Source organism: Pelatocladus sp., assembly GCF_059505505.1.
Window position 1 is genome coordinate 1 of record NZ_JCACKS010000264.1, and the last position, 26943, is coordinate 26943.

A 26943-nucleotide genomic window follows, 5' to 3' on the forward strand; every position below is an offset into this window, starting at 1 on the left:
CCACCCTGCCGATCCTTGTTCTACCAGTTCATAAATTTGGCGAAGGTATTGATTGACCAAGAGTATTTAATTCAGCTTGATGGAGAGCAAGCCGAAACACGCGACAGCAGCGAAAATCCTCTTGTTCGAGGTGCGATCGCAGCTTTATTGGTAGGTGGTGTGATGGGTTTTGCTTGGATGATATGGTCTATCTTCTTTGCTGCAAGACCGATAGCAAAGACCGCATTCACCCCAAAATCCACACCAACAGTTTTTGCAGAAAGCGAAAGTGACGAAGCAGCTCGCCTCAAGGCTGAATTGGCATTGCGAAACCAAGCCAGTCGCACCGAAGGACAAGCACAAACCCCATCCCCCTCAGTTCCAAAACACTCCGCTCCTACAAACATTCGCAAACCTGCACCTGTTCCACAAGTTCGTGTTGTCAAAGAGCCTTTACCACCAAGAATCATTCAAGAAAGAGTGCTAGTGCAACCGCCACAGCCCAGAATTACAATGTCTAGCAACAAGCCACTCCGCGTCTATGCTTCCTCCCCTACTCCCAATCCTGTAGAAACTATTGACCCCTTTGAGCAGTGGAATAAACTTGCTACTTTGGGACAGCAAAGAGTTGCAAGTAATAACATTAAGCCTGAAAATCAGCCGTTGGGGCAGGGACAAGCTTTACCCAACAATACTGATGCGACCACCGTTGCAGATAATACCATTGCTCATTCGCCTTCTGCTACTTTCACTAGTACAGCAAAAGTTCCAAAACAATCTTTGGGGGCTGAAGTTGCCACTTCAATTCCTGTCGTTGCAGTTAGTGGCGATGTCTTTAGAGAAGATAGTGGGCGTTTACGCACTCAACCAAATAGCGCTGGAGAGCAAATCCTAACATCGGGGGAGTGGGGAATTTTAAATCGCACTCCTGCAAGTTTTAAACATCCAAACTTTAAACAAACTGTTGCTACGTCTTTGGTTTCGCCATTGCGAGTTCAGATAGGTACAAGTGCAAGAGCTAAGGTTTTAGTGCCAATGATTTGGACAGAAGACGATAAAAACCAAGGGCACTTTGCGGTGGAATTGCTCCAAGATGTTTTATCCACCGACAACCGCGTAGCACTACCAAAAGGAACAATTTTGATTACAGAAGTCGATTCGGTTTCCAAAGCTAACAAACTTGTCAAGCAGAGTGTTGTTGCTATTGTTTATACCGATAGTTCTGGTCAAGTTCGGCAACAAACAATACCTAAAGACGCTATTTTAATTCGAGGAGAAGACAGCCGACCTCTAGTTGCAAAATCAATCGAAGATAGAAGTGCTGCGATCGCACAACAAGATCTTTTAATTGGCTTGTTGGGTGCTGCGGGGCGTTTAGGTGCGGTTTTTAACCAAAACCAAACTCAGTCTTCAACTGTAATCTCCAACGGTGGGTTTAGCAACCAGACAATTACAACCACAGCTCGACAACCAAATGTTTTAGCAGCAGCAGTCGAAGGATTTTTCAAACCAATGCAAGAGCGTTTGAGTAAGCGTGCAGATAAAGCTTCTGATGAACTTGAAAGGCGCTCTAATGGGGCAATTGTGCCTGCGGAGACGAAAGTCTCCATCTTTTTTAATAGTTTCTTTGAAATTTCTCGTTGACTAAGAATATGAGGAGATTTTTTGGTTCGGTGGGTACAATTGCGCTCTTGTGTTTGACCAACGTACTTCCTATTCACGCACAACCAGCTGTATTGACAGTTAGCACTTTGGAAGGAAGAGGTCTGAACTCAAAGGCAATTAACGTTCAAGTTTGGGCTGGAAGAGCTACCGCTATTGATTTTTCCAGGGTTAACGAGCGGATCACCCAGATTTTTCTAGCAGACCCCAGCCGCTTCACCTATGCCACCGACACAGCGACACAAAGCGGTCAAGCAACCACTGTGTTTCTCCGTCAAATACAGCCTTTAAAATTTCCCCATCTGACAAGGGCGAACGTAACCAATTTATTTATCAAGACTAAGACTGAAGATGGTACAGCGCGGCTATATACCTTTAACTTGCTACCAGGAGAAAATTCACCCAAATACAACGGTTTGAGCATAGCGGCGGTATCGGGAACCGAACAGCAACGGTACACCTTGGAGGTTGGTTTATTTCGTCAGGCTACGCTTAATGATATTGAACGCGGTTTGATTTCTGCGGTGCGTCGGGGTTATACACCAGCATCAGATCCTATTGTTGTAAAGATTAGGGAGTTTTTAGCGTTGGCTCGAAATACTTCCGATAAATCTTTAGTGGAAATCGCGCAAAGTGTGAACCTCTCCCTAAGAGTGCTGACGGAACTGGGATTAATGGGAATTGAAGACACAGCCACCCCAACCAGAACTGTACCAAAACCATCACTCAATCAACCTCTAATGCATAATTCGATACCCAAAACAGAATTAATTCGTTTCCGTGAATAGATTCTATCCTGCTATTTTCTATCCACCTTTAATACTCAAATTCTTGGCAAAAAATCCTGCGCCTAGTCTGAGTGCCTACCATCTTCTCTCTACTAGAAAGCTAGAGCAATTACTAAAACACCAAGGTAGTTATACTTCTATCCTTCCAAAAGTTTCGTTATTACACGTATCTATTTATGTATTGTTTATATCTATCGGTTTTCTAATTTCCCTATCTTTTATCCTGTTGTCTCCCCTCTGGTTGGTTGCTGCTACTTGGGTATCTGTTGGTTTGGGCATTTTCTGCGCTATGTTCCCTGTTTCTCCTAAAACATCAGGTAACAAAAACATTTCCAAGTACCGTCAATCACCAACCGAAGTTAAAAATGAAACTGTTTTACGCTTGCAAAAACGCGAAGCGAAACTGCGCCAGTGGATTGCAGACAAGGTTTTACAGCCAATTGGTCGTAGTGAAGCTCCTGCGGGTGTTTCTGAAAAAGCTTTTTATCAGGTTCTTCGGCACGTTTTTCCAAATGCCGTTCAGGGCGTGGCATTCCAAAATCCACAATTTTCTTATCCTTACTCGGCAGATTTCGTGTTTGTACATACAAGCAGTTTAAGTATAGATATTGAAATTGATGAACCTTATGTAGGCAACACCAAAGCTCCCCACCACTGCATTGACCAGGGTAAGGATGAGATCAGAAATAAATTTTTTACCAATGGCAATTGGGTGGTAATTCGCTTTAGCGAGAAACAAGTGGTTAAGTACCCGCGTAGCTGTTGCAAGGTAATAGCCTCTGTTGTGGCGCGAGTAGCTGGCGATCGCACATACCTGTTTCAACTGCAAAGTGTACCCGATTTACCTCATGAACCGATGTGGACGATCAAGCAGGCGAAAAAGTGGGCGAATGTTGATTATCGCAAAACTTATTTACCTGTTTTTTACGGATGATTATGCAACTCCAAGATTTACCAATGCTGTTTGACCAAGCACAGGCTGTTGTTGCCCTGGAAACTCCACTCACCGAGCGGATGAAGGTACTGGAATTTCTACATAAATTAGCCAAAAGTCGCAGCCTGCCTTTATATTTTTGGAATCAAGGCTACTCCCAGTTGCAGCAAATTGATGTATCTATGCGACTTGTGCCAACTGATACTGAATGTACATCAGGGTTCGCTTGGTTGTTGCAACACCGCAATGCGCCGGGGATATTTGTCTTTGAAGGTGCTATTTCCCCAGATGCGGTCACGGGTATTTTTCCGCCGAAGACAGTAGCAATGCTGAGTAATTTGGCTTACGACCTAACTGCAAATAAGGGTCAGCAACTGCTTGTATGTTTAGAAAGCTACATTGATCTTCCAAGAGAGTTAGTAACTTTAGTACCAGTCCTCAGCTATCCCCTTCCCAGTGCAATAGAAGTTCGGCAAACAGTAAGGAACTTAGTGGAGAGTCGATTTGAGTTGAATGTTGATCGCAATTTTGAAATCTTAATCCGAACCTGCTTGGGTTTGCCTATGGGCGAACTGGAAATGTTGCTTTCTCGACAGTCAGGAATTCCCCATTCCCTAGAAGAACTGACTAATGCGGTCTTGGCTTACAAAAAGAGCAAGCTAAAAGGTAGGGGAGTGGAGTTTATCAACGAGCCAGACGTACCGCAAGCTGGGGGTTTGGACTTGTTGGAAGAAATCCTCCAACGAGCTGCTACCCTGCTCAGTCCGGAGGCGAGAAAACACAATCTCCAGTTTCCTAAAGGGATGATTCTTTGGGGACCGCCGGGGACGGGAAAATCTTTGAGTGCAAAGCTGGCAGCAAAGAAAATGGGCGTGCCGATGGTTGCTGCTGACTGGGCGGGACTTGGCGGGGCAACAGCTTACGAATCAAGAAAGAATTTGCGGGAGTTTCTGCAATTTTGTGATGCCAATGGCGAATACGGTTTAGTTTTGTACTTTGACGACTTTGATAAGGGATTTGCTGGCTTTGACTCCAACAGCGATGGCGGCGTATCTCGTCAATTGGCAGGAAAGCTTTTAACCTGGATGCAAGAGCGAACCTCCCAGGTATTGGTGATGGCGACAGTTAACAGATTGGAGTTTTTGCCTGCCGAACTCGTGCGCCGCTTTGACGACATCATTTTTGTAGACCTTCCCCACGCTGGGGCAAGATATGAAATCTTCAAATTGCACCTAGCTAAATATTTTCCGGGATTGGATTTTAGCGATCGCGATTGGTTGCGCTTGCTCAGAGAAACTAAACTCCTAACTCCGGCAGAAATTGCCCTCCTTGTACGGAAAACAGCAGAAGAAGCGTTTTACAGAAATACCAAACAATTTTCTCACCTAGAACTGGGCGGACAACCTCTACAAGTAACTGTGAAAGATTTTTTAGAACAACGGTACAACTTCACTCCCAGCATGATTCGAGAAGAAGATAAAATTGTTGAGATTCGCAATCAAGCAGTTTACGCACGTCCGGCAGCATCGCCTGATAAAAGTCGCTGGGCAAAAGAGCCGGAGGTTTTGTTTGGGAGTTGAGAGGGTGTAAGCTTTACTGTGCGACCTCACAGTCCGGTTAATGCAGTTAAAATTGGATAGTTACGCCTCGTGTCTCAATAGCTCAGGAGAAACGGTAACATGACTGAAACTGCGGAAAAACTCAAGCTAGAACTTTCGCAACTCTCTGCACAAGAACGTGCCGAAATTGCTCATTTTTTGATTCAATCTTTAGATGGAGATATTGATAATGATGTAGAGGGTGCTTGGGATACGGAATTAACTAAGCGCCTAGAAGATATTCATCGTGGGACAGTTCTTGGCGAACCTTCAAATCAAGTATTTTCCGAGTTGCGAGAGAAATATTCGTGAAGTTTATCGTTATCCACACCGAAGCGAGAAAAGAACTTGATGCTACAATTGCTTATTATGAGGATCAAAAAGTTGGCTTGGGACTTGATTTATTATCTGAGGTGGAGAAAGTTCTTGGAAATATTCAGCAAAACCCAAATCTGGGAACACTATACAAAATTGAAGGGGTACGTCGTTATGCCATTAAACGTTTCCCTTATCTTATCTTTTATATAGAGCTTGAAGAAGTTATTTGGGTTGTAGCCATCGCACATGGGAAACGCAAACCAGATTATTGGAAAAAACGAAAGATAGAAATGTAATGCGATTTTTAAGTTTGCTACTATTCAGAGCGATAATTAACTGCCAACCAGCTTTCGAGGTCAGCGAGGATTGTAAAATTTAGTAGTGCTTATCTCAATACTTCCAACTGCTCAATCGGTAAACTTTCTACTCGCTCTACTACTACATTAGGCAGTTGTCCCACCCGTTGATTTAGCAAGCGAAGGACAAGCGATCGCTCTGCCCATTCTCCCCAACTGATAACAATTTCGATAAATTTATTTAAACTCAAAAAATATATCAGCCATTATTCTCAGCCAGCCACCTTTCGAGGTCAGTAAGACTGGTAAAATCAAGTAGGTCCTCACCCAAAGCTTCCAACTGCTCAATCGGTAAACTTTCTACTCGCTCTACTACTACATCAGGCAGTTGTCCCACCCGTCGATTTAGCAAGCGAAGGACAAGCGATCGCTCTGCCCATTCTCCCCAACTGGTAACAATTTCCATAACTCCCTCTTTTTCTGGTTCTTCCAGTCTACCAATTTCTTCTTGAAACCTTTGCTCCTCTTGGCGATTCAACCGCAGATAGGTATCTATAAATCCAGAAATTAATCGTGTCCTCGCTGGGTCTAGACACAATGTTGCCAACAACCGCAAACACTCGGCTTTTACCTTTGGTCGTTCTTCTGGTTTAATTTGCATCTTTGCCATTAAAGCTGCTGCGACTGGGTTGGATTGCTGTACAAAATCTCGCCAATTCAAGCGATTGAGTTGAATGAAAGCAAAGTTAAACTCCAACACCTTTAAATCAGCAAACTCCACCACATGTGTATGTACTTCCTCACGCTGGGGTTCATCAAAAGAAAACACGACAATAGGATATACACGTTGTAAATACTTTTGATACAAGCGGGCAAAATAGAAAAACATACGACGAGCAAAATCTGCTTTCGTATATGATTGAGCCTCGACATGAACCAAAAAGCCTACGTCCTCACCAGCTTGTTTAACTTCTACTAATAAATCAATAATTTTATCTTCACCTGATGTCAAATCCGCGAAATATTCTTGGGGAAGAAAACGAATAAATTTGCGGTCGATTGTGCTGGCAACTTGGGGGAGAAACAACTCAATAAATTCAATGAAAAATGTTGAGAGAAGTTCTTTGAATAATCTGTCGTGGTCGGTCATGTAACAAATTTAGAGAAATTATGCTGCAAAACATAAGTATTAACATATATTAAAATACTACCATTGGGATAGACTCATTTACGTCTTTAGAAAAGCACAACCTTGTATTGAAATAATCGAAAATTATTCATCAAATCAACCTCAATATTGATGCATGAAAACTTTTCGATTTTTAGGCTTACTATTTCTGCCTATCTCTTTAGTAATACTTACCTCTTTTAGCACTTGGCTGTCACTTCCATTTGCAGCACAAAATCCGCCAACAACAGATTTACCTTCTCGCTTGCTGTCCGTTGCTAATAATTATCAAGTTCTCTTACCAGATTGGCAACGCATTTCCTTCGGCACAATGCCTCCCATTCAAAAAAGTGGTTCAATTAATATTGATGGTTTTCTCAAACGCTGGGCGGCAGGAGATACACCCGATAAATATCTAACTTTAGATGATATTGAAGAAGCGTTACGACCGGATTTATTGAGTTTAAATACCATTGCCAAAACTGTCAGCAATCTCGAATTAAACACAGTTGCTTTAGATGCTTTCCCGCTTGTAGAAAAACAAACTCTCCAACACTTAGCAGAGGTCGTACCAAATCTGGGACAGACGAACACCGCACAAATACCGCCCATTGCTGCGCTAATTCAAGCCAATACCCCCAAAACCGATATTTACACTCCACTTTCTACCCTTCTGGCTCAAAATCCAGCGTTAGGTAAGCTCAAACTCAACCAAATTGACCTATCATCCTACACAATTTCGGACATCCCCAACATCGATGCGGTGCAGCTATCGAATTTTGCAGGCTGGCAGGATACCTTAATATCTGGCGTACCTGGACTAAATGCCCTGCCCTTAACTTCCTTCCCCATTCCCCTTGCAGAGTTAGGTAATACGGTTGCCAGAATCGATTTTATCTGGGGTAAAGCAGAAAAACGCCGCCAACGAACTATCTCAGGTTCGGATGTAGCTGGTTTTTCCGTTCCCTGTGAGGGACAAGATTGTCCGTACATTGAACTCGACAACTTGGAGAATTTAGGACGCAACGTTAGGGGAAAATTTGAGGGGCGTTCGTGGATCAGTGGTAAGTACCAGCAAGTAGAAGGCGGTTGGGGCTGTTTGAAAGCGATGAATGGCGGCAAAGAACCCACGGGAAGGTTGCCCTATGGCAGTGCTTTCAAGGTTGTTGTGATGGAACCGAATGAAAAAACCGATACCGTTGACACTGCTTTGTTCTTCCGCTTCAAAAACGCTTGTGGCGCTACACCTTATTTTATTGGTCCGGTTCCATTTCTTACCTATAAGGTAAATGCACCCATCTTTATTGGCACTTTAGACAGTCCTCAGACCAGAAGCATCTCCACTCCCACTTCAGCCAAGGATGTGGCGTTAGTTATTCCTGGCGCTAGCAACACACCAACTGTAAAAAATACCGCTCAATTTAATTGTCAGTCTGGTCAATTTTCTCAAGGTGTCTACTTGGATAAACTTTCCAAATCAATTGCTGGTATTGAAAGCAGTGGTGGTAATTACAGTGCTGTTGGTTCCTACGTCTGTGCCGAGGGTGGGAGTAATTGCGGAGTATCACTGGGTAAATATCAGTTCATGAGTTACAACAAGTACACCCAAGAACAAATTGTCCAAGTCTCTGGTGGTCAAGAATTTTTAACAAAGCTTTCTCAAGGATACCAGCCCAGCGACCCGGAGGTATTTCAATTCTTTCCCCCAGCTGCCCAAGAAGCAGCTTTTCAAAATAGTATCGCTGACAAAATTAATCTCACATCCAAGGAAATTGATCCTACAACTGGGCAAAATTTTTCAGGAGAACGCCTAATTGAACGAGTAGCCCAAAAGCACTTTGGTGGCGATCGCTCCCAAGTGGATAGCAAAGCAAAAGATATATTTGGCAGACTTTCTCTAAAAAATTACAGCGAAGATGTCTTAAAGAGCTACAAACAAAATTTTCAACGGTGTTAACGTTCCTGGCTAAAGGTAACTAAAGATGAAAATTATCCCCATTCCTAACAATAAAATTGTGCGTTTGGTACGCTACTTTCATTTTAGTTTGGGAATTGTTCTAATGATCAGCGCCTTGTTGTTGAATGGCTGTAGCAATACAAACACTACTGAAGTTGGGCTAAATTGGCATAACGCCCGTAAAATACCAAAATCATTAGTAAATTTGGCTGTATCGGAAAATACCTCTTTGCTGCCAGTTAAGGTAAGTTCTATTAAAGTTGCTACTATTCCAACTCATGATAAGGACAAGCATTTGTATATCTTGAACTTCAACTCTCCCGATTTGTGTGGAAGACTGGGATGTTTGTACGCAGGTTATCTGAGTCAAGATCAAGGGCAGTACAGTAGTGTAATGAATCTTTATTTACAACCTGATTTACCGCCTGGGAAACATTTAATCAGCATTAGTTCAGATAATTTTACTAACACTTCAAATTTACCTTGTTTGGATATTCAACAAATTAATTTTAATCCTATTTTGCAAGAAATAACTTATTGCTTTGATGGCAGATATTATCAACCTGTAAAAAATACTCTCCTCAAATTACCCGTCAAATGAACTACCGATTTTTATTAACTTCAGATATTACACAGCCCCCAAATCAAACCGTGTTGGAACAGCTGCCAAAGAATGATTTTCAATCGGGTATTGACTTTAACGGGCTACTGAAAACTTTTGCTAATCCAGAAGGACTGGCAATGGTAGGAGGTTTAATATTTCTAATTCTTTTAAGTCAATTTACTAGTGGTAAAAAGGGCAAAATTTCTACCGGACGGCTGGTAGGAAAGGTAGAAAAACTAGCAGCTACTAACCTTGCTCTTAAGCAAATTCAAGAGCGTAAGCACAATAAAGTATGCTTTTGGTGCGGCTCACCCCGTTATTGGTTTTCGGGAAAACTCAGGGGATTTGGAGCCAGACTTCAAACCTTCCTGGGTGCATCACCTACAGTTTGGATTCCCCACGCCGAACGTTCTACCTTAGTCCTGGGCGCTCCTGGTTCGGGGAAGACTTTTGGTACGATTGACCGCATGGCTCAAAGTTGTATGGCACAAGGTTTTCCGCTCATCGTCTACGACAAAAAGGGCGACCAGATGAAGTTGCTGGCACCATTGGCGGCGCGGTACGGTTACGACGTGCGGATATTTGCTCCTGGCGAACCCTACAGCGAAGTGATTAACCCGTTGGACTTTATGGAGAATCAAGAAGATGCGGTGACAGCAGCGCAAATTGCCCAAGTAATTAATGCTAATGCTGGTAGTGGCAAAAGCGATGAATTTTTCTCTAAAGCTGCTGATTTACTAGCAAAAGCGCTAATTCAACTCGCTAAGGGTAGCGATTGCCCAGACTTAGCAACAGTGTACTGCATCCAGTCTGTTGATGACTTTATCAACAAGCTGTACGCCGCAGTGCAAGCGGGTAAAGTTTCTCGCTGGGTTGCTGCTTCATTTCAACAATACCTCAAGGCCAGGGATAGTGAGAAGACGATCGCAAGTATTGACACCACTACTGTGGGGATATTTTCCGCTTTTATTCAGCGATCGCTACTTCCGTGTTTCATTGGCAAAAGCACCATTCCCACCAAACTATCAGGACGGCAGATACTAATTTTTAAGTTAGATGATCCCAGACGTGATGTGGTAGGACCTTTGCTAGCTGCTGCTCTTCACATGACAATTGTCAGCAACCTGTGTACGCCCCGTTTTGATCCAATTGGAATTTTTATTGATGAGTTACCTTCTTTGTATCTAAAGGCACTACCCCAGTGGATTAACGAGTACAGAAGTAATGGCGCGTGTTTTGTCTTGGGTGTGCAATCTCTGGAACAGCTTGCTAATGCCTACGGAGAGAACTTAGCAGCTGCCATTACCAGTGCTTGCAGCACCAAAATTTTATATAACCCTGCCAACTATTCCACCGCCGAAAAGTTTTCTCAGTCCTACGGCAACAAAGAATTTATCATCAAAAATAAATCTATTAGCGATTCTAAAGAAGGGCGCACTACCACTTGGGCAGATAATATACAAACAATGCCCATTCTTACCGCAGACGAGATAATGCGCTTTCCTCAAGGTAAATGTGTAATAACCAACCCTGGCTATACTTCTTCTTCTGAGGGTTCTATTCCTTACCCCTTAACTATTCCCATTCCCAAATCAGACCAAAAGCAAATTGAAGAAAGCGAGAAACTTTGGTCTCAACAGTTGTGTCCGCGACTGATTGCGCGTTCTCCTCAAATTGACCTAAACCAGCTAGATGAAGCTATAGATTTAAGGAAACAAATTGCGGAGCAGCTTTTAGCTACTGGACAGTTTTCCAAAACATCGCCTAACCAATCAGAGTCAGAAGAAATAGAATTGTCTTCTCCAGCGTCTTCTGATTCTCCTTGGTAGTAGTTTAGATAGCTGTGCTTAAATACTGCCATCAATATTGGTAATCATATGTCATCAAACCTTGAATATACAAATACACATCTTGTTCACTAGTTGCAAATTCTATTAAGCGATACTTCCGTAACACCACTCATTTTCTTATGATTTCTAAATGACTCGGTTATAAATATACACTTAAACTTGATTTCTAAGGTTTTTTCGGAATCATACTCATTTTTTCGTGTTTATTTTTTGCCTAACAATACTTTCGTTGTTACTTTAATTAATATTGCTATTCTTGAATTTGACTGGAGTGTTTCGGCATTTACTTAGTTATATGAATTACTAATATATTTTTTGTTTTCAGAGAATATGGCTATCTATTGTCTTTCTATTTTGTTCATTTGTGACAAAAATAATGTATAAAACCAAACTATTGTTATATTTATTTTTACACTAACTAAAATTATCCAACTATCTAAGGTAGTATCTTTTTATCACTTTTGATAGATTCCACTTAGAATTTATTCTTGGCAAACTGTCTTAAAAGCTTGGAATATATAAACTCCACAAACATTGCAATTGTTGCCACATAAACCAAATAATCAATGAAAGCCAGCCACAGCAATCATTGAAATTATTTGAGTTATGAATCGACAAAATCTATACAGTAGATAAGTTTGAGCAATTTTGGAGGTTACTAAGTACAGATCACCATAAATGAAGTTTGGAATTCAGTTTTGGAATGAGCAGCAAAACGTGTGATTGCAATTTTTATTTTCGACCCCTTTTGGCGGTGACGTGTACTAAGCGACAAATCTATCTATTGTATTTGTGGTTTCAAATTAAAGGGCGTATTCCACTGGATACACATCTACCAAAATTGGGCAATTGGGCAATATATACCAAATCATTTGAATTCAATAATACGACTGTCTAAGATTTAAAAATAAAAAAGGAAGTTTGTATTATTAAATTTAAAAATTTTTATTGGATTTTTGCCTGTAATTAACAATAATTAGCCAAGGCTTGTAGTCTAGTTTATTTACGTTGCATTGATATAAATATAGGTCTATTCTACAAGCAAATATTTAAACCAGGATGCAAATATCAACACTTAATAGTCCTTTATTACTGGAGGGCGTGAATATTTCATCATTAATAAACTTGATGAAATTTTTCACACGCATTTTGGAGATGACACAAGAGAATAACTTCATTCAAGACTCAACTTTACTACTTGCTACAGAGCGAATTAGAATGAAACACAAAAATTTTAGAGTTATCGCCTATAAATTGCCAAATGGACAAACTGCAATTACTGTTCGCCAAATGGCTGTAGCTGTCCAGAAACCATCTAAGAATGCTAAAGAGTTTCTTAGAATAACGGGAGTACGCCCTTGGAAAGTTCAGATGCCAAACCGTTGTATTACAGATATGATTTCTTTATCAACTGTTGCTGCTTATTGGAAACATTTGAATGAATCTGGAAAAGGCAATATACAAACCAGATTGGGTCAACAATTGTTGATTGATTATCTAGCAAATCAAGCAAATCATTTAACCGAGGGTTCCTGATAAACAAACTCACCTCAGAGTATTTGTCCAAGCTTATTATCTCGGAAACTTTTCTCCCCTGCATTTGTAATATGCAGTGATGTTATAAATTACGAGGCAATTTTTGCTTCATCTGTGCTACTTGCCCATCTATCTGCCAGTCCCCTCAGAATTTCCTCAATTTCGTGATGACTAGCAGACAAAACTCGTATCCGCCAAGAAGTCTCTCCCTCACGAATCTTCAGCCAAAAACTATCTTGGAATTCTTTCGGCATACAAGCCAGCAAGCTAAAAAATTCACCAGCTTCAAGGTCTAGTTTGCCTGTTCTAAACCGACTGAGCCGACTTTCGTGAATTCCAGTCCAGGCGCTCACTTGCTTGGCTGAATAATCAAAAGCCAACAATAACTGATTAAAAATTTCTCTGTGCTGGCTCATAGTAACATATCTTTACTTTACTATTGCCAATTCGGCAATTTTATATTTATATAATTGCTATATTGGCAATTTTGAGTTTTTGACGTGACTTAACTCATTAATGAATGGAACATCATGAGTATCCACATCATAGCACCTTTCACATCTACAGCCTCACCCAAAAGGTATGTAACCATTCAAGGAAAGTTTGACCTCCTTCAGCTAACACATATAGATGAAGTGGAAGTCATGCGCCAGGAGGTACAGCCATGACAACTAAAAGGCGCACTATTCGCCGTCCACAACAATTTGAGGAATCAAAAATGGAAGGGTATTTTATGATTTCTAAACGAGATGCTGCGATCGCTATTGTTAACAAGCTAACAGGCAACCAATGCCGCCTTTGGCTTTACTTAATGATGATTGACCCATTTGCTGACTATACACCAGGCGGTGAAATTAAATATCATGATTTACCTTCAATCGCAGATATTGCAGTGACTATAGGTAGTTCACCAGAAACAATTGAGAAGGACTTGAGGAAACTTCGCACTCTTAGACTCTATGATTACCGAACTGTGACGGTGCAGGGTCATAATTTAACATCTGCTAGAGCGAAAGCAGAAGCAGAACGACTATCGAAAGAAAAGTCAAAAATAAGCTCAAAACCTAGTAATAATAAAACTTCCGCTTATTTAAGCTCCCAGGAAGATTATTTAAACCCCGACGAGGATTATTTAAACTCCAATGAGGTTTATTTAAGCTCCAACAGAGATTATTTAAGCTCTCAACAAAGTCCAGAAACTTTGCCAAGCAAACATTCCAGCGCTCCTCATACTATTCAGACTTATACAGACTTTATTCAGACTCTCTCAGAAGAAGAGCGAGCGAGTTTTTTGAATTTTTGCAAAGAAAAAACGAAGAATTTATCACAACAGATCAATGACATTGAGGCGTGGCTAGCGCACAAAAACAAAGCCGGACAAAACCGTTGGCAGGTTTATTACGAACAATACTTGGCAATGCAACATAATGCTGCCACTGTTCAACAATCACAGTCGCAGCCGTGCGACAAAGCAATGAGGCAGTTTCAACAAGAAATTGAACAGCAGCATCAGTTTGCGGTGCGAGCTTGGAGGGACAAATCATGATTGATAAATTACCTCCCCAAAGTATTGAAAGTGAAGAAGCCATTCTTGGTGGGATAATGCTTGACCCAGAAGCAATTAACAGAGTGAACGATGACTTAATTCCAGAAGCCTTTTATATCAGCGCCCACAAAGATATCTATCAAGCAGCATTGCGCCTCTACTGTTCAGGTAAACCTACAGATTTACTCTCAGTTACAAATTGGCTTGCTGACCACGATCTACTAGCCTGTGTTGGCGGTAGAAATAAATTAGCAACGCTTGTAGACCGCACCGTATCAGCAGTCAATATCGACGCGATCGCCGCGTTGGTAATGGAAAAATACCTGCGACGGCAGTTAATATCGGTTGGCAATGAGATTGTACAATTGGGCTACGAGACGGAAACCGAGTTACCAACAATTCTTGACCAAGCAGAGCAAAAAGTTTTCCAAGTTTCTAACCAAGGATTGTGTTCAAACACCGAACATAACAGCATGATTAATATTGCTGCTTACCAGGAATTGGAGTCCGGACGGCCCATTTATCCAACAGGACTGAATGAACTTGATAAGTTGATGGTGGGATTTGAAGGTGGCACACTCACCATTATTGGAGGCAGACCGTCAGTTGGAAAGTCCCAAATTGCTTTGTTCTTAGCCCTCCAAATGATATTGCTGCACAAGTTGCCTGTGATTATTTTCTCGTTGGAGATGACCAAAAAGCAGTTGGAATATAGGCTGTGGAGTTTAATTAGTGTAACTCCCCAGTATAAAGATTTCAATTTAATTCCACTTTTGAGCGATCGCATCCGCAGACATCGGGCAGGATTTGAACCTTTAGTTGATTGGGAATTTGACAGCATTGCTCAAATTGTCGGCATTACCTCAGAGTTACCGCTATATATAAATGACAACCGAGGGGTTACGGTTTCTGGAATTGCTTCCTCTTGCCGACAAGTTCAAGCACGTGTTGGAAAGCTAGGGCTAGTTGTAGTTGATTATCTCCAGATGATGGCTCAAGACATCGGCAGCAACCGCAGCTATGAGCTAGGAGATGTGGCGAGGGGAATTTACAAAATGGCGGGAGATTTAGATGTTCCCGTATTGGCACTGTCTCAAATCTCTAGGGCAGTTGAGGGAAGGCAAAACAAACGCCCGATGATGAGCGATCTCAGTCAGTCAGGGATTTTAGAGATGGTTGCAGACAATATTATCCTCGCATACCGAGATGAGTACTATAACCCAGATACTGCGGACAAGGGAATTCTAGAACTAATTGTGGCTAAGGCACGGCATGGCAACACCGGGGTAGCGACAATGTTCTTCGACAAATCCTATGGAATTATCAGAAATCTTGGTTAATGGAAAGATTGCTGTCATCCAAAAATCTCATGCAGTAAACTTCTTTGGAATCGAAGAAATGGAAACACAACTGCATCCAGAAGTTTTAGCTACCTTAATCCAACCTGCGTCAAATGTACGTGATGAATTTTCTGTATCATCTTCATCACACCCTATCCTTCAAGTTGACCCAGAGTTTCAAAATCTCATTCCGCCTTTATCATCTGAAGAAAAACTGCAACTAGAGGCAAACTTACAAGAATTTGGCTGTATTGACCCTCTGGTAGTATGGCTGGGTACTGGTATCCTCCTAGATGGTCACAACCGCTATGAAATTTGTATCCGACTGCAAATTCCTTACAAGATAGTAGAAATTGAGATTACAGACCGGGCAGCAGCTATCTGTTGGATTGCCAATCATCAATTAGGGCGACGCAACATCACACCAGAAACTGCAAGTTATCTTAGAGGCAAGCGCTATATAAATTTAAGGGGAAATCGTGAGGATAACTTGAAACAGAATTTACCGAACGGAAAAAATTTCCTATCGGTAGAGGATGACCCCCAACAGGATTTACCGAAGGGAAAAAATCCAATCAAGGTAGATGTGGCTAAAAGTTTGGCACAACAGTACAAAGTGAGCGAGCGCACAATCAGGAATGACGCTCAATTTACTGAGGCACTTGATACTTTAGTTACTGCATTCGGTGAAGAAATAAAACACTTACTTTTGACTCGTAATACTAGGTTGACCAAAAAAGACATCTTATTGCTAGCCAAGGTTGTGCAGGAAGAAGGGAAACAATTGGCACAAAAGCTACTGGATAAAAAACTGAATAAATGCGATATTGTTCAACAAATTAAGAGTAAGCAGCCCGTACCCAATCCACATTTTGTTGGTGAACTCTGCCAAATTATTGGCAAAGGCGATCCGGAGTTAAAAAAGTTTTCCGGGTGCTGGTGCATAATTATTGAGGTTAACACTTACAGTTGTGCTGTTCAAACTTACAGAATGGACTTTCCTGCTGTCAAACTTGAAAACTTAGAACCTGTATATACTCCGAATGAGCCAACAGCTGCGAAAAATTGCGATCGCATCCGGCGACTAACTGACGAAATTTACAAAGATTTTGAGCCAACCCATGCAGCTGTAGTGGAAGTGGTGGGGAGATTAGCAGATCCTGGGAGTCTCACCTCTAAGCAGGAACGAATACTGGCTTTCTTGGAAAATGAGTATAACTTGTAGTTGATGATCCAACGTTTAAAATTGGATTGCGATGAGCGCCTTGATAAACTGGAAGCAGACAGTTTGGAGCAGAAAATCATGACTGTTGCGCGACCCTCATCTCCTACATTAGAAGAGTTTCTCAAGCTACCAGAAACAAACCCTGCTAGTGAGTACATTGACGGCGAGATTATCCAAAAACCAATGCCGAAGACCCGCCATTCCCGACTTCAGGGTAAATTGATTAATGTGATTAATGAAGTTGTTGAAGAGAGGCGAATTGCCTATGCTTTTCCAGAATTACGGTGTACTTGTGGAGGTCGCTCGATAGTTCCCGATATATTCGTTCTCAGGTGGGAACACATTGAATTTGATGAGAATGGCCAACCTGTTGATGATGTGTTCGTTCCTCCAGATTGGACAATTGAAATTCTCTCTCCCGACCAAAGTTCTAACCGCGTTACTGGTAATATTCTGCACAGTCTCAAACATGGTTGCCAACTCGGATGGTTGATTGACCCAGACGACCGTTCAGTTTTAGTTTTTCAACCAAAACAACAACCAGAATTGTGTCGTGGAACGGATAATTTGATTGTGTTGGATGGAATTGACCTAGAGCTAACAGCTGCTCAATTATTTAGCTGGCTCAAGATGAAGAAGTCGTAAGTGTTAAAGGTCTAATTCTGCACCTTTGTGGTGCTTTAAATAATTAACTTGAGACTTAAGTATGCAATTTTGCTGTTGGGAGTTACTCAAGTTAGAAACATTAGCAGATTGGCTTTTTTGGGCGACATTGTGGCCGTGGGAATCCGACGTATACATAGATAAGTTTTGAGGATGATTTTGAATTTTGGCAATTAACGTATTTATTGACGTTTGCTTGTCGTCTTGGCTGTTACTTGTAGCACGTTGGACTAACGCCAAAACATCTCCTTCCAAGTCAAAATCGATACCCCGTGCCAAAAGTCCTTTGAGAGTGCAAGCCTTTCCATTTCTACCTAATTTCCGCGCCTGGAAAGCAACCCCATCTGTTGAATAAGAAATACCTTGGATGATCCCCTCCTTGGTAACTTTTACTTTAGTTTCCACACCTGCTGTTTGCAGCTTCTCAAGAAATTGGGTCATCGTCATTTCAGGTTGGATGGTAGTGTTTATTGCATCCTGAATTTTCTCTACCGCGCTATAGGATGATGGTTTATTCCGTAGCCGCAGTTCAAATTCTTGTCGTTCGCGCATCATCCGTCGCTTTTGTCCAGTAGAAGGTGCTGTATGGTCTACTTCCCAAGAACAGGGTACGGAAGTTAGGTTGAACTGGGATTCTAGATTTCTCAGAACTTTTTCCAAACGTCTTTTATCCCACCAATCAGATACACATTCACCATCAATATTGATGCGACTTGCGGCGATGTGCAGGTGGAAGTGGTTACGGTCATTGTGGGTGGCGGCAAAATAGAGACAATTATCAAAACCCATACCCAAAAGCGTACCTTCGACAATTTCCTGTAGCTGTTGTTGATTTGGTCTTTCTCCCAGTGCAAAGCTAAGAGAAATGTGACTGACGGGAGATTCTACTCTGGGGTTGAGTTGGCGGGTAGCTGCAAGTTGTCTGTAAAAGTCTTGAGGAGTTTCTCCGGCGAGGTTGGTACAAAGAAGTTCTGCTTCTTCTTTTTCTAAGATGTATTTGGTGAGTCCGGCGAAGCTTTTACCTTTTTTAATCTTCCCAATCATTGCCCAAAGATAGTTCCTCGTTTGTTTCTTCGTCACTCCCTAAAAGTAAATGTAACCGCAATTTATTAATTTGTTTGGTTAACTCTTCAAAAAGGATGGGGTCGATGGGTGGTGGTATTAATCCGTTGGCGATCGCACTATTTTGAGCTTTGGCTATTTGATTAATCTTTGTGCCTATGTTTAACAGCTGCCAGTAACATTGCCAGTTTGCTTGGGGGATAGTTTTGATGCGACACCCAGCCATAGAACGCCTGACTAATTCTGCTTTACTGATACCTGAAGAGTCGGCTAAAGCTTGCCAATGTTCATTTTGTTCTTTTGTGAGCAGCATTTCAAACCGAATTGTGTGTTGTTTGGGTTTGGCTGGCATTTCGATAGGTGGGTGCAATATTTTCCCAGCTTGGCAAGTTTCTAGCTCCGCTGACAACTATCAAAAGTGATATGCATCGATAAGGAGTGCAATTGTTAAAACTAAGCTGATTTTAGTAAAACCAGCGTAATTTTAGGTAGCTTGAAGTTTAAAACTATCAACGTTCCTTTCTCAAACCAAAATCAAATTGTTGTTCCAGCCTATGTTGTTCTTCTATTAACCATTGTTTAAGGGTCTCTTCTGAAGGAAGCGCAACCATATAGCGCGAAACAAATAATTAATTATCGAGTCCGGCTGTTGCATAGTGAACGGCTTCTGCATCTTTTTCAGCACAAAGAAGAATTCCAGCAGGAGGATTTTCATGGGGATAAGCAATATTTTCCTTCAAATAGTTAAGATAAAAATTCATTTGTCCGGCATAATCGTGTTTAAACTTTCCTAGTTTTAAATCGATAGCAATAAGGCATTGTAGGGAGCGATGGTAGAACAGTAAATCGAGAAAGTAATGTTCTTCCGCAACTTTAATTCGGAATTGGCGGTCAATAAAACAGAAATCTCGACCTAATTCATGCATAAATTCTTGCAGATGATTAATTAAAGCTTCTTCGAGGTCAGATTCTGAATAAGTAACTCGTTCTTCTAACCTTAAAAATTCCAAAACATAAGGGTCGCGTAAAAGATTTTCAGGACTTTCTATAATTTGTCCTTCATTTGCAAGTGTCAAAACAGCTTCTTTATCTTTAGATAACCCGACCCTTTCGTAAAGCATACTGTTCATTTGGCGCTTTAATTCTCGTTTAGACCAGTTACTTTTGATGCACTCTAATTCATAAAAAGCTCGTTTAGTAGTATTGTCAATACGAGTTAATTCGAGTATGTGCGACCATGATAGGGTAGAAAATAAACGCTGATAATAATTGCTATTTTGCCAACTTAGTGAAGGATTCTGTAATTCACGACTTTGAAGGGCTGGAAATAAGTTATGAGGGACTAATTCAAATTCGGCAGCCAGTGTCTGCCGAATTTGAAGTGTGTTAACTGATATACTAATGATGGGCAAAAAAGCATTTTCTGCTTGTTGTTTGAGCCAGTTTAAGCCAACTTACCCATCATTCGAGAAGTTGTAGATAGAGAAGAAATCAAAACTGAAATTGCTTCTTTAAGCGAAGCGTATAAATTAGAAATCCTCAACAGTATTCCAGAAGACGAGGCAATCACCCGTTACTTTATCGGTAATCCCGATACTGGTAGATCAGAACCATCTTTATTTGCATCAGTTATTATCCCTCCTGATGATTACTGGTGGGATTTGTGTGCAGGGCCACATTTAAACTTCACAGGTGAAATTAACCCCGATGCCTTTACTTTAGAAAATATTGCTGGTGCTTACTGGCGTGGCGATGAAACCCAACCAATGCTGCAACGCATTTATGGTACAGCTTGGGAAACAGCAGAACAACTGCAAGCATACCTCAAACAAAAACAAGAAGCACTCCGCCGCGACCATCGTAAATTAGGACAAGAACTAAAACTTTTTAGCATTCAAGAAGATGCAGGGGGAGGCTTAGTATTTTGGCATCCACGCGGAGCAGCTATCCGCTACATCATAGAAGATTATTGGCGCAAAGCTCACCTAGAAGCAGGTTATGAATTACTCTACACCCCGCACGTAGCAAATTTAGATTTATGGAAAACATCTGGACATTATGACTTCTATCGAGAGAATATGTTTGACTCGATAGAAGTAGAAAATCAAGCTTATCAAATTAAGCCAATGAACTGTCCATTTCATGTTTTAACTTACAAACACGAACTACATTCTTACCGAGAATTTCCGATTCGTTGGGCAGAATTAGGAACAGTTTACCGCTACGAACGTTCAGGCGCATTACATGGATTGATGCGAGTGCGTGGGTTTACTCAAGATGATGCTCACATTTTCTGTTTAAGAGAACAAATCGCTGACGAAATTTTAGGAGTGTTAAATCTTACTGAACGCATATTATCTGATTTTGGCTTCAAGAATTACGAAGTGAATTTATCAACCCGTCCAAATAAATCAGTCGGTGAAGATGAAGTTTGGGAGTTAGCAACAAATGCTTTAATTCAAGCTTTAAATACTAAGAGTTGGAATTATATTGTCGATGCAGGTGGTGGTGCTTTCTATGGTCCAAAAATTGATATCAAGATTCAAGATGCGATTGGTAGATTGTGGCAATGTTCAACGATTCAGGTAGATTTTAATTTACCAGAACGTTTTGAGATGGAATATGTTGCAGTCGATGGCATCAGAAAGCAACCAATCATGATTCATCGGGCAATATTTGGTTCATTAGAACGCTTCTTTGGGATTTTAATTGAAAACTATGCTGGTGATTTTCCTTTGTGGTTAGCACCAGTACAACTACGGTTATTACCTGTGACTGAATCAACACGAGAATATGCGAAATCAGTGGCAAGTTATCTGAAAAAATTTAGTTTACGGGTAGAAATAGACCAAACAGGAGAACGTCTAGGTAAGCAAATTCGCACCGCAGAATTAGAAAAAATTCCTGTAGTTGCCGTTGTTGGTAAGAAAGAAGTAGAAACCAAAACTTTGAGTGTTAGAACTAGAATTGCTGGAGATTTAGGGGTGTTAACATTGGACGAGCTTGTCAATCGTCTACAAGAAGCTATTACATTAAAAACCGTCATTTAAATAGCATAAAAAAATGGCTCAACACGCGCTCTATATTTGCAAATCTTGTTATTTTTCTCCTACGCAACGTGATTATATGGGAGAAAGAGGCGGGATACATTTACTCAAACAATTGCTAAATTTATCTGAAAAATGGTCGTTGCAATCTGAATTTGTAATTCAGGAAGTAGAGTGTTTGAGTGCTTGTAATAGACCCTGTGTTATTGCTTTGACTGCACCTAACAAAACCAGTTTGATGTTTGGTGATTTACCACCGCTCTTAAGTGCAGAAGCAATACTACAATTATGCGAACAATATCATGTCAGTTGTGATGGTATTGTGCCACGACAAGAACGACCAAAAGTTTTGCAAAAAGGAATTCTCGCACGAATTCCTCCTCCACCTACTTAAGGTAGGGGATGGGGAGATAGGGAGAATTTGAAATTCAAAATATCTAACTCCTGCTTTGGCGGATTTTGCTTGTGATTTTTCTACTTAAATTGAACATTTATCTGCTAAACCGACCACTACTCTTAACTCAAAACTAAACAATAAGGATGAACTATGACTCAACTCACTGCACCAGCTTCAGATATAATTTCTGATATTCCCAAACGGGGAATGCCTGTTACTATCATCACAGGATTTTTAGGTAGTGGAAAAACCACACTTCTTAATCAAATTCTCAAGAATAAACAAGATTTAAAAGTCGCTGTTCTTGTGAATGAATTCGGTGATATCAACATCGACAGCCAATTGCTAGTTTCTATGGATGAAGATATGGTAGAACTGAGCAATGGCTGTATCTGCTGTACAATTAATGACGGGTTAGTTGATGCTGTTTACCGAGTATTAGAAAGGGAAGACCGCATCGATTATCTGGTCATTGAAACTACAGGTGTTGCTGACCCATTGCCGATTATTTTAACTTTTTTGGGGACAGAATTAAGAGATTTCACAAATCTCGATTCTATCCTGACTGTAGTTGATGCTGAAACGTTTAACCCTGAACATTTTCAAAGTGAAGCTGCATTAAAACAGATAACTTATGCAGATATTATTCTCTTGAATAAAACCGACCTTGTTACAAGAGAAAAACTTCGAGAACTAGAAGCTTACATCCACGAAGTTAAAGCGGGTGCGAAAATTCTGCACACTACCTATGGAGAGGTGGCGTTACCATTAATTTTAGACGTAGAGTTAAATCCAAAAGATGAATATACCTCTCTTACTGAAGATACGCACGAACATGAGCATCATCATGATCATACCCATGAACATCATCACGACCATGACCACGAACATGAGCATCATCATGGACATCACTCACATCATTTAGAAAATGATGGATTTATTTCCGTTTCTTTCCAAAGTGAAAGACCTTTTGATGTGCATAAATTTGAGAATTTTTTAAACGAAGAAATGCCCCAATCTGTCTTTCGAGCAAAAGGTATTCTGTGGTTTAGTGATAGTAAATTACGCCATATCTTTCAACTCAGCGGTCCTCGTTATAATTTAGATGGCGATGAATGGCTGACTGAGCCTAAAAATCAGTTAGTTTTTATTGGTAGACATTTGAACGCCAATGAAATTCATTCTCTTCTTAACAAATGTTTGGTATGATTAAGATGTATTAAGTAATTGCCTGACGTTGCACTAAACCAAGAAAAATCGGCAGGCTTGGCAGCGTCCAGTTGGGCGCTGCCCCTTCCACGAATAAATTTAGGGGCTTACGAATTATTCATAAAGCCTGCCCATTTTTCTAAACGTTTAACCCTTGACTGAGTTATTAGTTAATCGTTAGTTGCTAGAAATTATCAGTTAGATGTTAAGGGTTATCAATTAACTTCTAATGACTAATTACTAACGAATTATTACTATGACTATTGACTGATTTTTCTAAAAAATTAGGCTGAGAAAATGACTTTATCGATTCGTCCTGATCTCACTTGTGCTGACCAGATTGTGTCTTCTTTATCTACTCAGCAACAACCGCAAGTTACAGAATTAGAAATGATGCAGGCTGTGCGAACTTTGCTGATTGGACTAGGAGAAGATCCAGACAGGGAAGGCTTAAAAGATACTCCCAAAAGAGTTGTCAAAGCTTTGCAGTTTCTCACCAAAGGATATCATGAGTCTTTGGATGAATTGTTAAATGGGGCGGTCTTTACAGAAGATGCTGATGAAATGGTATTAGTGCGGGATATTGATATTTTTAGTTCCTGCGAACACCATATATTACCAATAATTGGTCGCGCTCATGTGGCATATATTCCAAATGGAAAAGTAATTGGTTTATCTAAGATTGCTCGCATTTGTGAAATGTATGCTCGGCGTTTGCAAGTGCAGGAACGTCTGACTCTGCAAATTGCTGATGCACTACAAGGTTTGCTCAAACCCCAAGGTGTAGCAGTAGTGGTGGAAGCAACCCATATGTGTATGGTAATGCGCGGTGTACAAAAACCAGGTTCTTGGACTGTTACTAGTGCAATGCGGGGTGTGTTTGCAGAAGATGCACGCACTCGTGAGGAATTTATGAACTTCATCCAACATAATGCTAAGTTTTAGTAACTTTACCAAACCTGGGCAATGGTAGCAAGAGTTGTCATTGCCTTGGAACTATCTTCAAGATAAAAGGCAACTTCAATATGAATAAAGAGCGGAGCTGCTTTGATTTCGACTCAAATCCGACATTCCAAACGATAGATTATGAAGTAGCAGCGCGTAGCTTTGTGCCTGGTTATGAGTCGATATACTCCAGAAATTGAACTGTCTATAGTAAACGCTAATGAATCAAAATTTATTGTGGATTAAAAAACTTAAGTTTAATAATCAAGATTTGATTCCTACCATAGCTCAAGATTACAAAGATGGTACTGTCCTGATGATGGCTTGGATGAACACCGAATCGATTCAGCGCACCCTAGAAACTGGTGAAGCGCATTATTGGAGCCGTTCTCGTGGTGAACTATGGCATAAAGGTGCAACAAGTGGATATATTCAGAAGGTTAAAGAACTGCTTTATGACTGTGACGGCGACACTATCCTGCTGAAAGTAGAGCAAGTAGGAGGTATCGCTTGTCACACTGGTGCAAGGAGTTGTTTTTTTAATAGCGTTCGGATGGAAAGTCTTATCCTTGTTTAGGTGATTTTTCAAAATAATCTTACCGATTAGAAGGGCGAACAGCCCCTTCTTCCCCTATGATGGAATGATGTTGTGTGGTAATTTTTATTCTGGAAATCACCTTAACTTGAGAACCCAGCCATGACCCTAACTATTTACAATACAATCACCAGGCGTAAAGAACCCTTCATCCCGTGGCATCGCGATCGCGACTCTAAAACTCTACTTCACATTTGTGGATAAATCAGCATTGCCCAGGCGATGGCTGTAGTAATCGGCGAAACAACCACTAGCAAACGTAAGTCGATCAAACTTAAAAGATCAAACATCCCTTCATTCTCCCTTCCGGTAGTGATTCATAATTCCCTCTGTCCTATATCTCTATCGACTCAATGTTTTGTGAATCTCGCGGATGGTGGATCTACCAAAATTAATCGCTGTCCAAACAACAGATGCTGCTATTGGCAACAAAACTAACAACAGTCGTGGATCAATACCCAAAAACTCAAGGCGAATGGGTAGCTGCTCGTCACGATAAATAAACTGCATGGCGGCGATCGCTCCCAAAAACCAAATTGTTGGCACTCCCAGTGCGTGAATCGCCAAAAACCGAACTGTGTAGATGGGATATTCAATTTCAGGTTGAGTCGGTTGCGTTGGAGTATTGCTAGTTGAACCAGCCATATAGACAAACCTCCTTTAGCAGTAGTTATAACTTTAGTTTGGAAGAAATATTGCCTACTTACGTCCTATGCGCGAGTTGCTATGGCGTACCGTTCATTCACAGCATCCCAGTTTACGGTATTCCACCACTGTTTGAGATACTCTGGGCGACGGTTCTGATAGGTGAGATAGTAGGCATGTTCCCAAACATCATTGCAGAGAATGGGGTAATGTCCCTCTGACCAAGGACAATCCTGATTAGGCAAACTGGTGATGTCAAATTTATTGTCGGTCGTTCGCACCAGCCAGACAAATCCACTGCCAAAGTGCTTTGCACCTGCATCGTTGAACATCCTCTTGAAGTTCTCAAAGTTGCCAAAAACTTCATTGATCATAGTGGCGATCGCTCCATTTGGTTCACCACCCGCATTCGGGCCCATAACCGTCCAGAAGATGGAGTGATTAAAGTGTCCACCGCCATGATTGCGAACAGCATTACGAACATCTTCAGGCAATGTATTTAAATTCCGAATTAAGTCATCAATGGTTTGATTGTGTAGTTCTGGATACTTTTCTAAAGCTGCATTGAGATTATTGACATAGCCACCATGATGAAAGTCGTGGTGAATCCGCATCGTTTGAGCATCAATGTATGGTTCGAGAGCATTTTCAGAATAGGGTAATGGTTGTAGTTGAAATGCCTTCAATAGGTAAAATAACGATGTTTCAAAAGTTAAGAAGCATTCGTAAAGAAAAATCGAGTATTTCTTTTTACTTTGAGCTTTTTACTTTTTACTTGTTCTTGTGTAAGGCTAGGGATAAATCTGCTGAATTTGAAATTGCGCCAGAAATACTTTTGCGGACGCGATCGCATCTTGCATCACCTTGTTTGCGGACGCTATTTGGTTTTGTTGATGATAAGCTAATGTGCATTTCACAACTCACCATTTTCAAAGCTTTCAGCGCTTCAAATCTCAATTCCATTGAGAAACTGCTTTGATTCATCGTGTCGATGATTTCGGTATAAGCCTGCTGGAGTATTGCTTCTGCTTGCCCTGCATCCCCCATAGCCAGGAAACAATCTGCCAAATTGTGACAAGAGACAACATAGAGATGAATTGTATCTGGATTGGTTGCTGTGTGCTTTGCTTGTGACAACAATGAGTTTGCAAGGTCAACAGCTTGTTGATAAGCTTGCTGTGCTTCTTGATAGAGCTTTGCTTGCATTCGCTGATTGCCAGTCTTAGTATAAAGCTGCCAATTCAATTCACGCGATTCATAACAATTGTGATCTCCTTCCATACTAATCCTTACAATAGTTTGAGCAACATGATTTATTATCTAGAGCAGGCTCAAAATCAAGACAATCAACGGCATCTTCTGTAAGAGCTTTGTAAGGATGAACAGTGCATTTGAGGTATTGGCAACCTGTGAAATAAACACAGCGATTACAAGGAATTGAATGGAGGTGTTTGAGTCGATTTACGCTCAGATAAAAAGCAGCACAAGCTGCCCACACAAAGCCAATCAACAAAACTAATAAAACTAGTAAACATCTCCAAAATAGTATATTTTGTGGTAAAAGAACGTCAATAGAAGT

29 protein-coding genes and 2 pseudogenes are annotated in these 26943 nt (G+C 40.9%); 20 read left to right on the forward strand and 11 right to left on the reverse strand.

What is annotated here, in order from left to right; genetic code table 11:
* Nucleotides 1–48 precede the first annotated feature (48 nt).
* From AC5JMK_RS27985 to AC5JMK_RS28010, 6 genes are all read left to right on the forward strand, one after another.
* Complete coding sequence (locus AC5JMK_RS27985; RefSeq protein ID WP_495911502.1) at nucleotides 49–1623, forward strand: TrbI/VirB10 family protein; 1575 nt, start codon at nucleotides 49–51, stop codon at nucleotides 1621–1623.
* Nucleotides 1624–1676: 53 nt separating this feature from the next.
* Nucleotides 1677–2429 carry a hypothetical protein gene (locus AC5JMK_RS27990; RefSeq protein ID WP_495911476.1) on the forward strand — a complete coding sequence of 251 codons (753 nt, stop codon included), beginning with the start codon at nucleotides 1677–1679 and terminating at the stop codon, nucleotides 2427–2429.
* Nucleotides 2422–3363 (forward strand): putative endonuclease domain-containing protein, encoded by a 942-nt coding sequence (locus tag AC5JMK_RS27995; protein WP_495911477.1) that lies wholly within the window; start codon nucleotides 2422–2424, stop codon nucleotides 3361–3363. Before AC5JMK_RS27990 ends, AC5JMK_RS27995 begins: the two co-directional genes overlap by 8 nt.
* Nucleotides 3360–4943 (forward strand): ATP-binding protein, encoded by a 1584-nt coding sequence (locus AC5JMK_RS28000; RefSeq protein ID WP_495911478.1) that lies wholly within the window; start codon nucleotides 3360–3362, stop codon nucleotides 4941–4943. The genes AC5JMK_RS27995 and AC5JMK_RS28000 overlap by 4 nt, the downstream gene beginning before the upstream one ends.
* A gap of 99 nt (nucleotides 4944–5042) precedes the next feature.
* Complete coding sequence (locus tag AC5JMK_RS28005) at nucleotides 5043–5273, forward strand: addiction module protein (protein ID WP_495911479.1); 231 nt, start codon at nucleotides 5043–5045, stop codon at nucleotides 5271–5273.
* Nucleotides 5270–5575 carry a type II toxin-antitoxin system RelE/ParE family toxin gene (locus tag AC5JMK_RS28010; RefSeq protein WP_495911480.1) on the forward strand — a complete coding sequence of 102 codons (306 nt, stop codon included), beginning with the start codon at nucleotides 5270–5272 and terminating at the stop codon, nucleotides 5573–5575. Before AC5JMK_RS28005 ends, AC5JMK_RS28010 begins: the two co-directional genes overlap by 4 nt.
* Nucleotides 5576–5664: 89 nt before the next feature.
* On the opposite strand, the gene AC5JMK_RS28015 is transcribed toward AC5JMK_RS28010, so the two are convergent.
* Nucleotides 5665–5826, reverse strand: coding sequence for a DUF4351 domain-containing protein (locus AC5JMK_RS28015; RefSeq protein ID WP_495911481.1), 162 nt, complete (start codon nucleotides 5824–5826; stop codon nucleotides 5665–5667).
* Between the two features lie 8 nt (nucleotides 5827–5834).
* Nucleotides 5835–6725 carry an Rpn family recombination-promoting nuclease/putative transposase gene (locus AC5JMK_RS28020; RefSeq protein ID WP_495911482.1) on the reverse strand — a complete coding sequence of 297 codons (891 nt, stop codon included), beginning with the start codon at nucleotides 6723–6725 and terminating at the stop codon, nucleotides 5835–5837.
* Between the two features lie 154 nt (nucleotides 6726–6879).
* Between AC5JMK_RS28020 and AC5JMK_RS28025 the strand changes: the two genes are divergently transcribed.
* From AC5JMK_RS28025 to AC5JMK_RS28040, 4 genes are all read left to right on the forward strand, one after another.
* Entirely contained in the window at nucleotides 6880–8700 is a 1821-nt protein-coding gene (locus AC5JMK_RS28025; RefSeq protein WP_495911483.1) for a M23 family peptidase, read from the forward strand.
* Between the two features lie 25 nt (nucleotides 8701–8725).
* Nucleotides 8726–9301, forward strand: coding sequence for a hypothetical protein (locus AC5JMK_RS28030; protein ID WP_495911484.1), 576 nt, complete (start codon nucleotides 8726–8728; stop codon nucleotides 9299–9301).
* A complete protein-coding gene (locus AC5JMK_RS28035; RefSeq protein WP_495911485.1) occupies nucleotides 9298–11133 on the forward strand; it encodes a type IV secretory system conjugative DNA transfer family protein in 1836 nt (611 codons plus the stop codon). The genes AC5JMK_RS28030 and AC5JMK_RS28035 overlap by 4 nt, the downstream gene beginning before the upstream one ends.
* Before the next feature lie 1080 nt (nucleotides 11134–12213).
* Entirely contained in the window at nucleotides 12214–12690 is a 477-nt protein-coding gene (locus AC5JMK_RS28040) for a hypothetical protein (RefSeq protein WP_495911486.1), read from the forward strand.
* 89 nt (nucleotides 12691–12779) lie between these two features.
* Here AC5JMK_RS28040 and AC5JMK_RS28045 read toward each other — a convergent pair whose 3' ends face one another.
* Nucleotides 12780–13106: a hypothetical protein gene (locus tag AC5JMK_RS28045; protein ID WP_096677366.1), complete on the reverse strand. Its 327-nt coding sequence runs from the start codon at nucleotides 13104–13106 to the stop codon at nucleotides 12780–12782.
* A 114-nt stretch (nucleotides 13107–13220) separates the two neighbouring features.
* Between AC5JMK_RS28045 and AC5JMK_RS28050 the strand changes: the two genes are divergently transcribed.
* From AC5JMK_RS28050 to AC5JMK_RS28070, 5 genes are all read left to right on the forward strand, one after another.
* Nucleotides 13221–13358 carry a hypothetical protein gene (locus tag AC5JMK_RS28050; RefSeq protein WP_495911487.1) on the forward strand — a complete coding sequence of 46 codons (138 nt, stop codon included), beginning with the start codon at nucleotides 13221–13223 and terminating at the stop codon, nucleotides 13356–13358.
* On the forward strand, nucleotides 13355–14236 hold the full coding sequence (locus AC5JMK_RS28055) for a hypothetical protein (RefSeq protein ID WP_495911488.1): 882 nt from the start codon (nucleotides 13355–13357) through the stop codon (nucleotides 14234–14236). The genes AC5JMK_RS28050 and AC5JMK_RS28055 overlap by 4 nt, the downstream gene beginning before the upstream one ends.
* On the forward strand, nucleotides 14233–15576 hold the full coding sequence (gene dnaB / locus AC5JMK_RS28060) for a replicative DNA helicase (protein WP_495911489.1): 1344 nt from the start codon (nucleotides 14233–14235) through the stop codon (nucleotides 15574–15576). The genes AC5JMK_RS28055 and dnaB overlap by 4 nt, the downstream gene beginning before the upstream one ends.
* Complete coding sequence (locus AC5JMK_RS28065; protein ID WP_495911490.1) at nucleotides 15551–16801, forward strand: ParB N-terminal domain-containing protein; 1251 nt, start codon at nucleotides 15551–15553, stop codon at nucleotides 16799–16801. The genes dnaB and AC5JMK_RS28065 overlap by 26 nt, the downstream gene beginning before the upstream one ends.
* A gap of 78 nt (nucleotides 16802–16879) precedes the next feature.
* A complete protein-coding gene (locus AC5JMK_RS28070) occupies nucleotides 16880–17446 on the forward strand; it encodes a Uma2 family endonuclease (protein ID WP_495911491.1) in 567 nt (188 codons plus the stop codon).
* A 3-nt stretch (nucleotides 17447–17449) separates the two neighbouring features.
* Here the strand turns inward: AC5JMK_RS28070 and AC5JMK_RS28075 are convergent, their stop codons facing one another.
* The 3 genes from AC5JMK_RS28075 to AC5JMK_RS28085 all read right to left on the reverse strand — a co-directional run bounded on the left by AC5JMK_RS28075 (nucleotide 17450) and on the right by AC5JMK_RS28085 (nucleotide 19938).
* A complete protein-coding gene (locus AC5JMK_RS28075; RefSeq protein WP_495911492.1) occupies nucleotides 17450–18508 on the reverse strand; it encodes a relaxase/mobilization nuclease domain-containing protein in 1059 nt (352 codons plus the stop codon).
* The gene (locus AC5JMK_RS28080; RefSeq protein ID WP_495911493.1) at nucleotides 18492–18878 is read right to left on the reverse strand and encodes a plasmid mobilization protein; all 387 of its coding nucleotides are present in this window, start codon (nucleotides 18876–18878) and stop codon (nucleotides 18492–18494) included. Before AC5JMK_RS28080 ends, AC5JMK_RS28075 begins: the two co-directional genes overlap by 17 nt.
* Before the next feature lie 277 nt (nucleotides 18879–19155).
* On the reverse strand, nucleotides 19156–19938 hold the full coding sequence (locus tag AC5JMK_RS28085; RefSeq protein ID WP_495911494.1) for a PDDEXK nuclease domain-containing protein: 783 nt from the start codon (nucleotides 19936–19938) through the stop codon (nucleotides 19156–19158).
* Between the two features lie 36 nt (nucleotides 19939–19974).
* On the opposite strand from AC5JMK_RS28085, the pseudogene thrS reads away from it, so the two are divergent.
* From thrS to hisI, 5 genes and pseudogenes are all read left to right on the forward strand, one after another.
* Nucleotides 19975–21576: pseudogene (gene thrS / locus AC5JMK_RS28090) on the forward strand (threonine--tRNA ligase); the annotation flags it as partial.
* A gap of 13 nt (nucleotides 21577–21589) precedes the next feature.
* On the forward strand, nucleotides 21590–21967 hold the full coding sequence (locus AC5JMK_RS28095) for a DUF1636 family protein (RefSeq protein WP_495911495.1): 378 nt from the start codon (nucleotides 21590–21592) through the stop codon (nucleotides 21965–21967).
* Between the two features lie 153 nt (nucleotides 21968–22120).
* Nucleotides 22121–23179 (forward strand): CobW family GTP-binding protein, encoded by a 1059-nt coding sequence (locus AC5JMK_RS28100; protein WP_495911496.1) that lies wholly within the window; start codon nucleotides 22121–22123, stop codon nucleotides 23177–23179.
* A gap of 297 nt (nucleotides 23180–23476) precedes the next feature.
* Entirely contained in the window at nucleotides 23477–24124 is a 648-nt protein-coding gene (folE, locus tag AC5JMK_RS28105; RefSeq protein ID WP_495911497.1) for a GTP cyclohydrolase I FolE, read from the forward strand.
* Nucleotides 24125–24344: 220 nt separating this feature from the next.
* A complete protein-coding gene (hisI, locus tag AC5JMK_RS28110) occupies nucleotides 24345–24701 on the forward strand; it encodes a phosphoribosyl-AMP cyclohydrolase (protein WP_495911498.1) in 357 nt (118 codons plus the stop codon).
* Nucleotides 24702–25061: 360 nt separating this feature from the next.
* On the opposite strand, the gene AC5JMK_RS28115 is transcribed toward hisI, so the two are convergent.
* The 5 genes and pseudogenes from AC5JMK_RS28115 to AC5JMK_RS28135 form a co-directional block, all read right to left on the reverse strand.
* Nucleotides 25062–25229, reverse strand: coding sequence for a photosystem II protein Y (locus tag AC5JMK_RS28115; protein WP_495911503.1), 168 nt, complete (start codon nucleotides 25227–25229; stop codon nucleotides 25062–25064).
* Nucleotides 25212–25364: pseudogene (gene psbF / locus AC5JMK_RS28120) on the reverse strand (cytochrome b559 subunit beta); the annotation flags it as partial. The gene AC5JMK_RS28115 and the pseudogene psbF, both read right to left, overlap by 18 nt.
* Before the next feature lie 65 nt (nucleotides 25365–25429).
* A complete protein-coding gene (locus AC5JMK_RS28125; protein WP_495911499.1) occupies nucleotides 25430–26050 on the reverse strand; it encodes a superoxide dismutase in 621 nt (206 codons plus the stop codon).
* An 85-nt stretch (nucleotides 26051–26135) separates the two neighbouring features.
* A complete protein-coding gene (locus tag AC5JMK_RS28130) occupies nucleotides 26136–26645 on the reverse strand; it encodes a DUF2753 family protein (protein WP_495911500.1) in 510 nt (169 codons plus the stop codon).
* Between the two features lies 1 nt (nucleotide 26646).
* Nucleotides 26647–26943, reverse strand: a 297-nt coding sequence (locus tag AC5JMK_RS28135) for a hypothetical protein (RefSeq protein WP_495911501.1), incomplete at its 5' end; no start/stop codon positions are given.

Coding starts and splice junctions, on each gene's coding strand:
- AC5JMK_RS28000 (WP_495911478.1), top strand. CDS start 3,360: ATGATTATGCAACTCCAAGATTTACCAATGCTGTTTGACCAAGCACAG.
- AC5JMK_RS28005 (WP_495911479.1), top strand. CDS start 5,043: ATGACTGAAACTGCGGAAAAACTCAAGCTAGAACTTTCGCAACTCTCT.
- AC5JMK_RS28020 (WP_495911482.1), bottom strand. CDS start 6,725: ATGACCGACCACGACAGATTATTCAAAGAACTTCTCTCAACATTTTTC.
- AC5JMK_RS28025 (WP_495911483.1), top strand. CDS start 6,880: ATGAAAACTTTTCGATTTTTAGGCTTACTATTTCTGCCTATCTCTTTA.
- AC5JMK_RS28030 (WP_495911484.1), top strand. CDS start 8,726: ATGAAAATTATCCCCATTCCTAACAATAAAATTGTGCGTTTGGTACGC.
- AC5JMK_RS28035 (WP_495911485.1), top strand. CDS start 9,298: ATGAACTACCGATTTTTATTAACTTCAGATATTACACAGCCCCCAAAT.
- AC5JMK_RS28040 (WP_495911486.1), top strand. CDS start 12,214: ATGCAAATATCAACACTTAATAGTCCTTTATTACTGGAGGGCGTGAAT.
- AC5JMK_RS28045 (WP_096677366.1), bottom strand. CDS start 13,106: ATGAGCCAGCACAGAGAAATTTTTAATCAGTTATTGTTGGCTTTTGAT.
- AC5JMK_RS28050 (WP_495911487.1), top strand. CDS start 13,221: ATGAGTATCCACATCATAGCACCTTTCACATCTACAGCCTCACCCAAA.
- AC5JMK_RS28055 (WP_495911488.1), top strand. CDS start 13,355: ATGACAACTAAAAGGCGCACTATTCGCCGTCCACAACAATTTGAGGAA.
- dnaB (WP_495911489.1), top strand. CDS start 14,233: ATGATTGATAAATTACCTCCCCAAAGTATTGAAAGTGAAGAAGCCATT.
- AC5JMK_RS28065 (WP_495911490.1), top strand. CDS start 15,551: ATGGAATTATCAGAAATCTTGGTTAATGGAAAGATTGCTGTCATCCAA.
- AC5JMK_RS28070 (WP_495911491.1), top strand. CDS start 16,880: ATGACTGTTGCGCGACCCTCATCTCCTACATTAGAAGAGTTTCTCAAG.
- AC5JMK_RS28075 (WP_495911492.1), bottom strand. CDS start 18,508: ATGATTGGGAAGATTAAAAAAGGTAAAAGCTTCGCCGGACTCACCAAA.
- AC5JMK_RS28080 (WP_495911493.1), bottom strand. CDS start 18,878: ATGCCAGCCAAACCCAAACAACACACAATTCGGTTTGAAATGCTGCTC.
- AC5JMK_RS28095 (WP_495911495.1), top strand. CDS start 21,590: ATGGCTCAACACGCGCTCTATATTTGCAAATCTTGTTATTTTTCTCCT.
- AC5JMK_RS28100 (WP_495911496.1), top strand. CDS start 22,121: ATGACTCAACTCACTGCACCAGCTTCAGATATAATTTCTGATATTCCC.
- folE (WP_495911497.1), top strand. CDS start 23,477: ATGACTTTATCGATTCGTCCTGATCTCACTTGTGCTGACCAGATTGTG.
- hisI (WP_495911498.1), top strand. CDS start 24,345: ATGAATCAAAATTTATTGTGGATTAAAAAACTTAAGTTTAATAATCAA.
- AC5JMK_RS28115 (WP_495911503.1), bottom strand. CDS start 25,229: ATGCAGTTTATTTATCGTGACGAGCAGCTACCCATTCGCCTTGAGTTT.
- AC5JMK_RS28130 (WP_495911500.1), bottom strand. CDS start 26,645: ATGGAAGGAGATCACAATTGTTATGAATCGCGTGAATTGAATTGGCAG.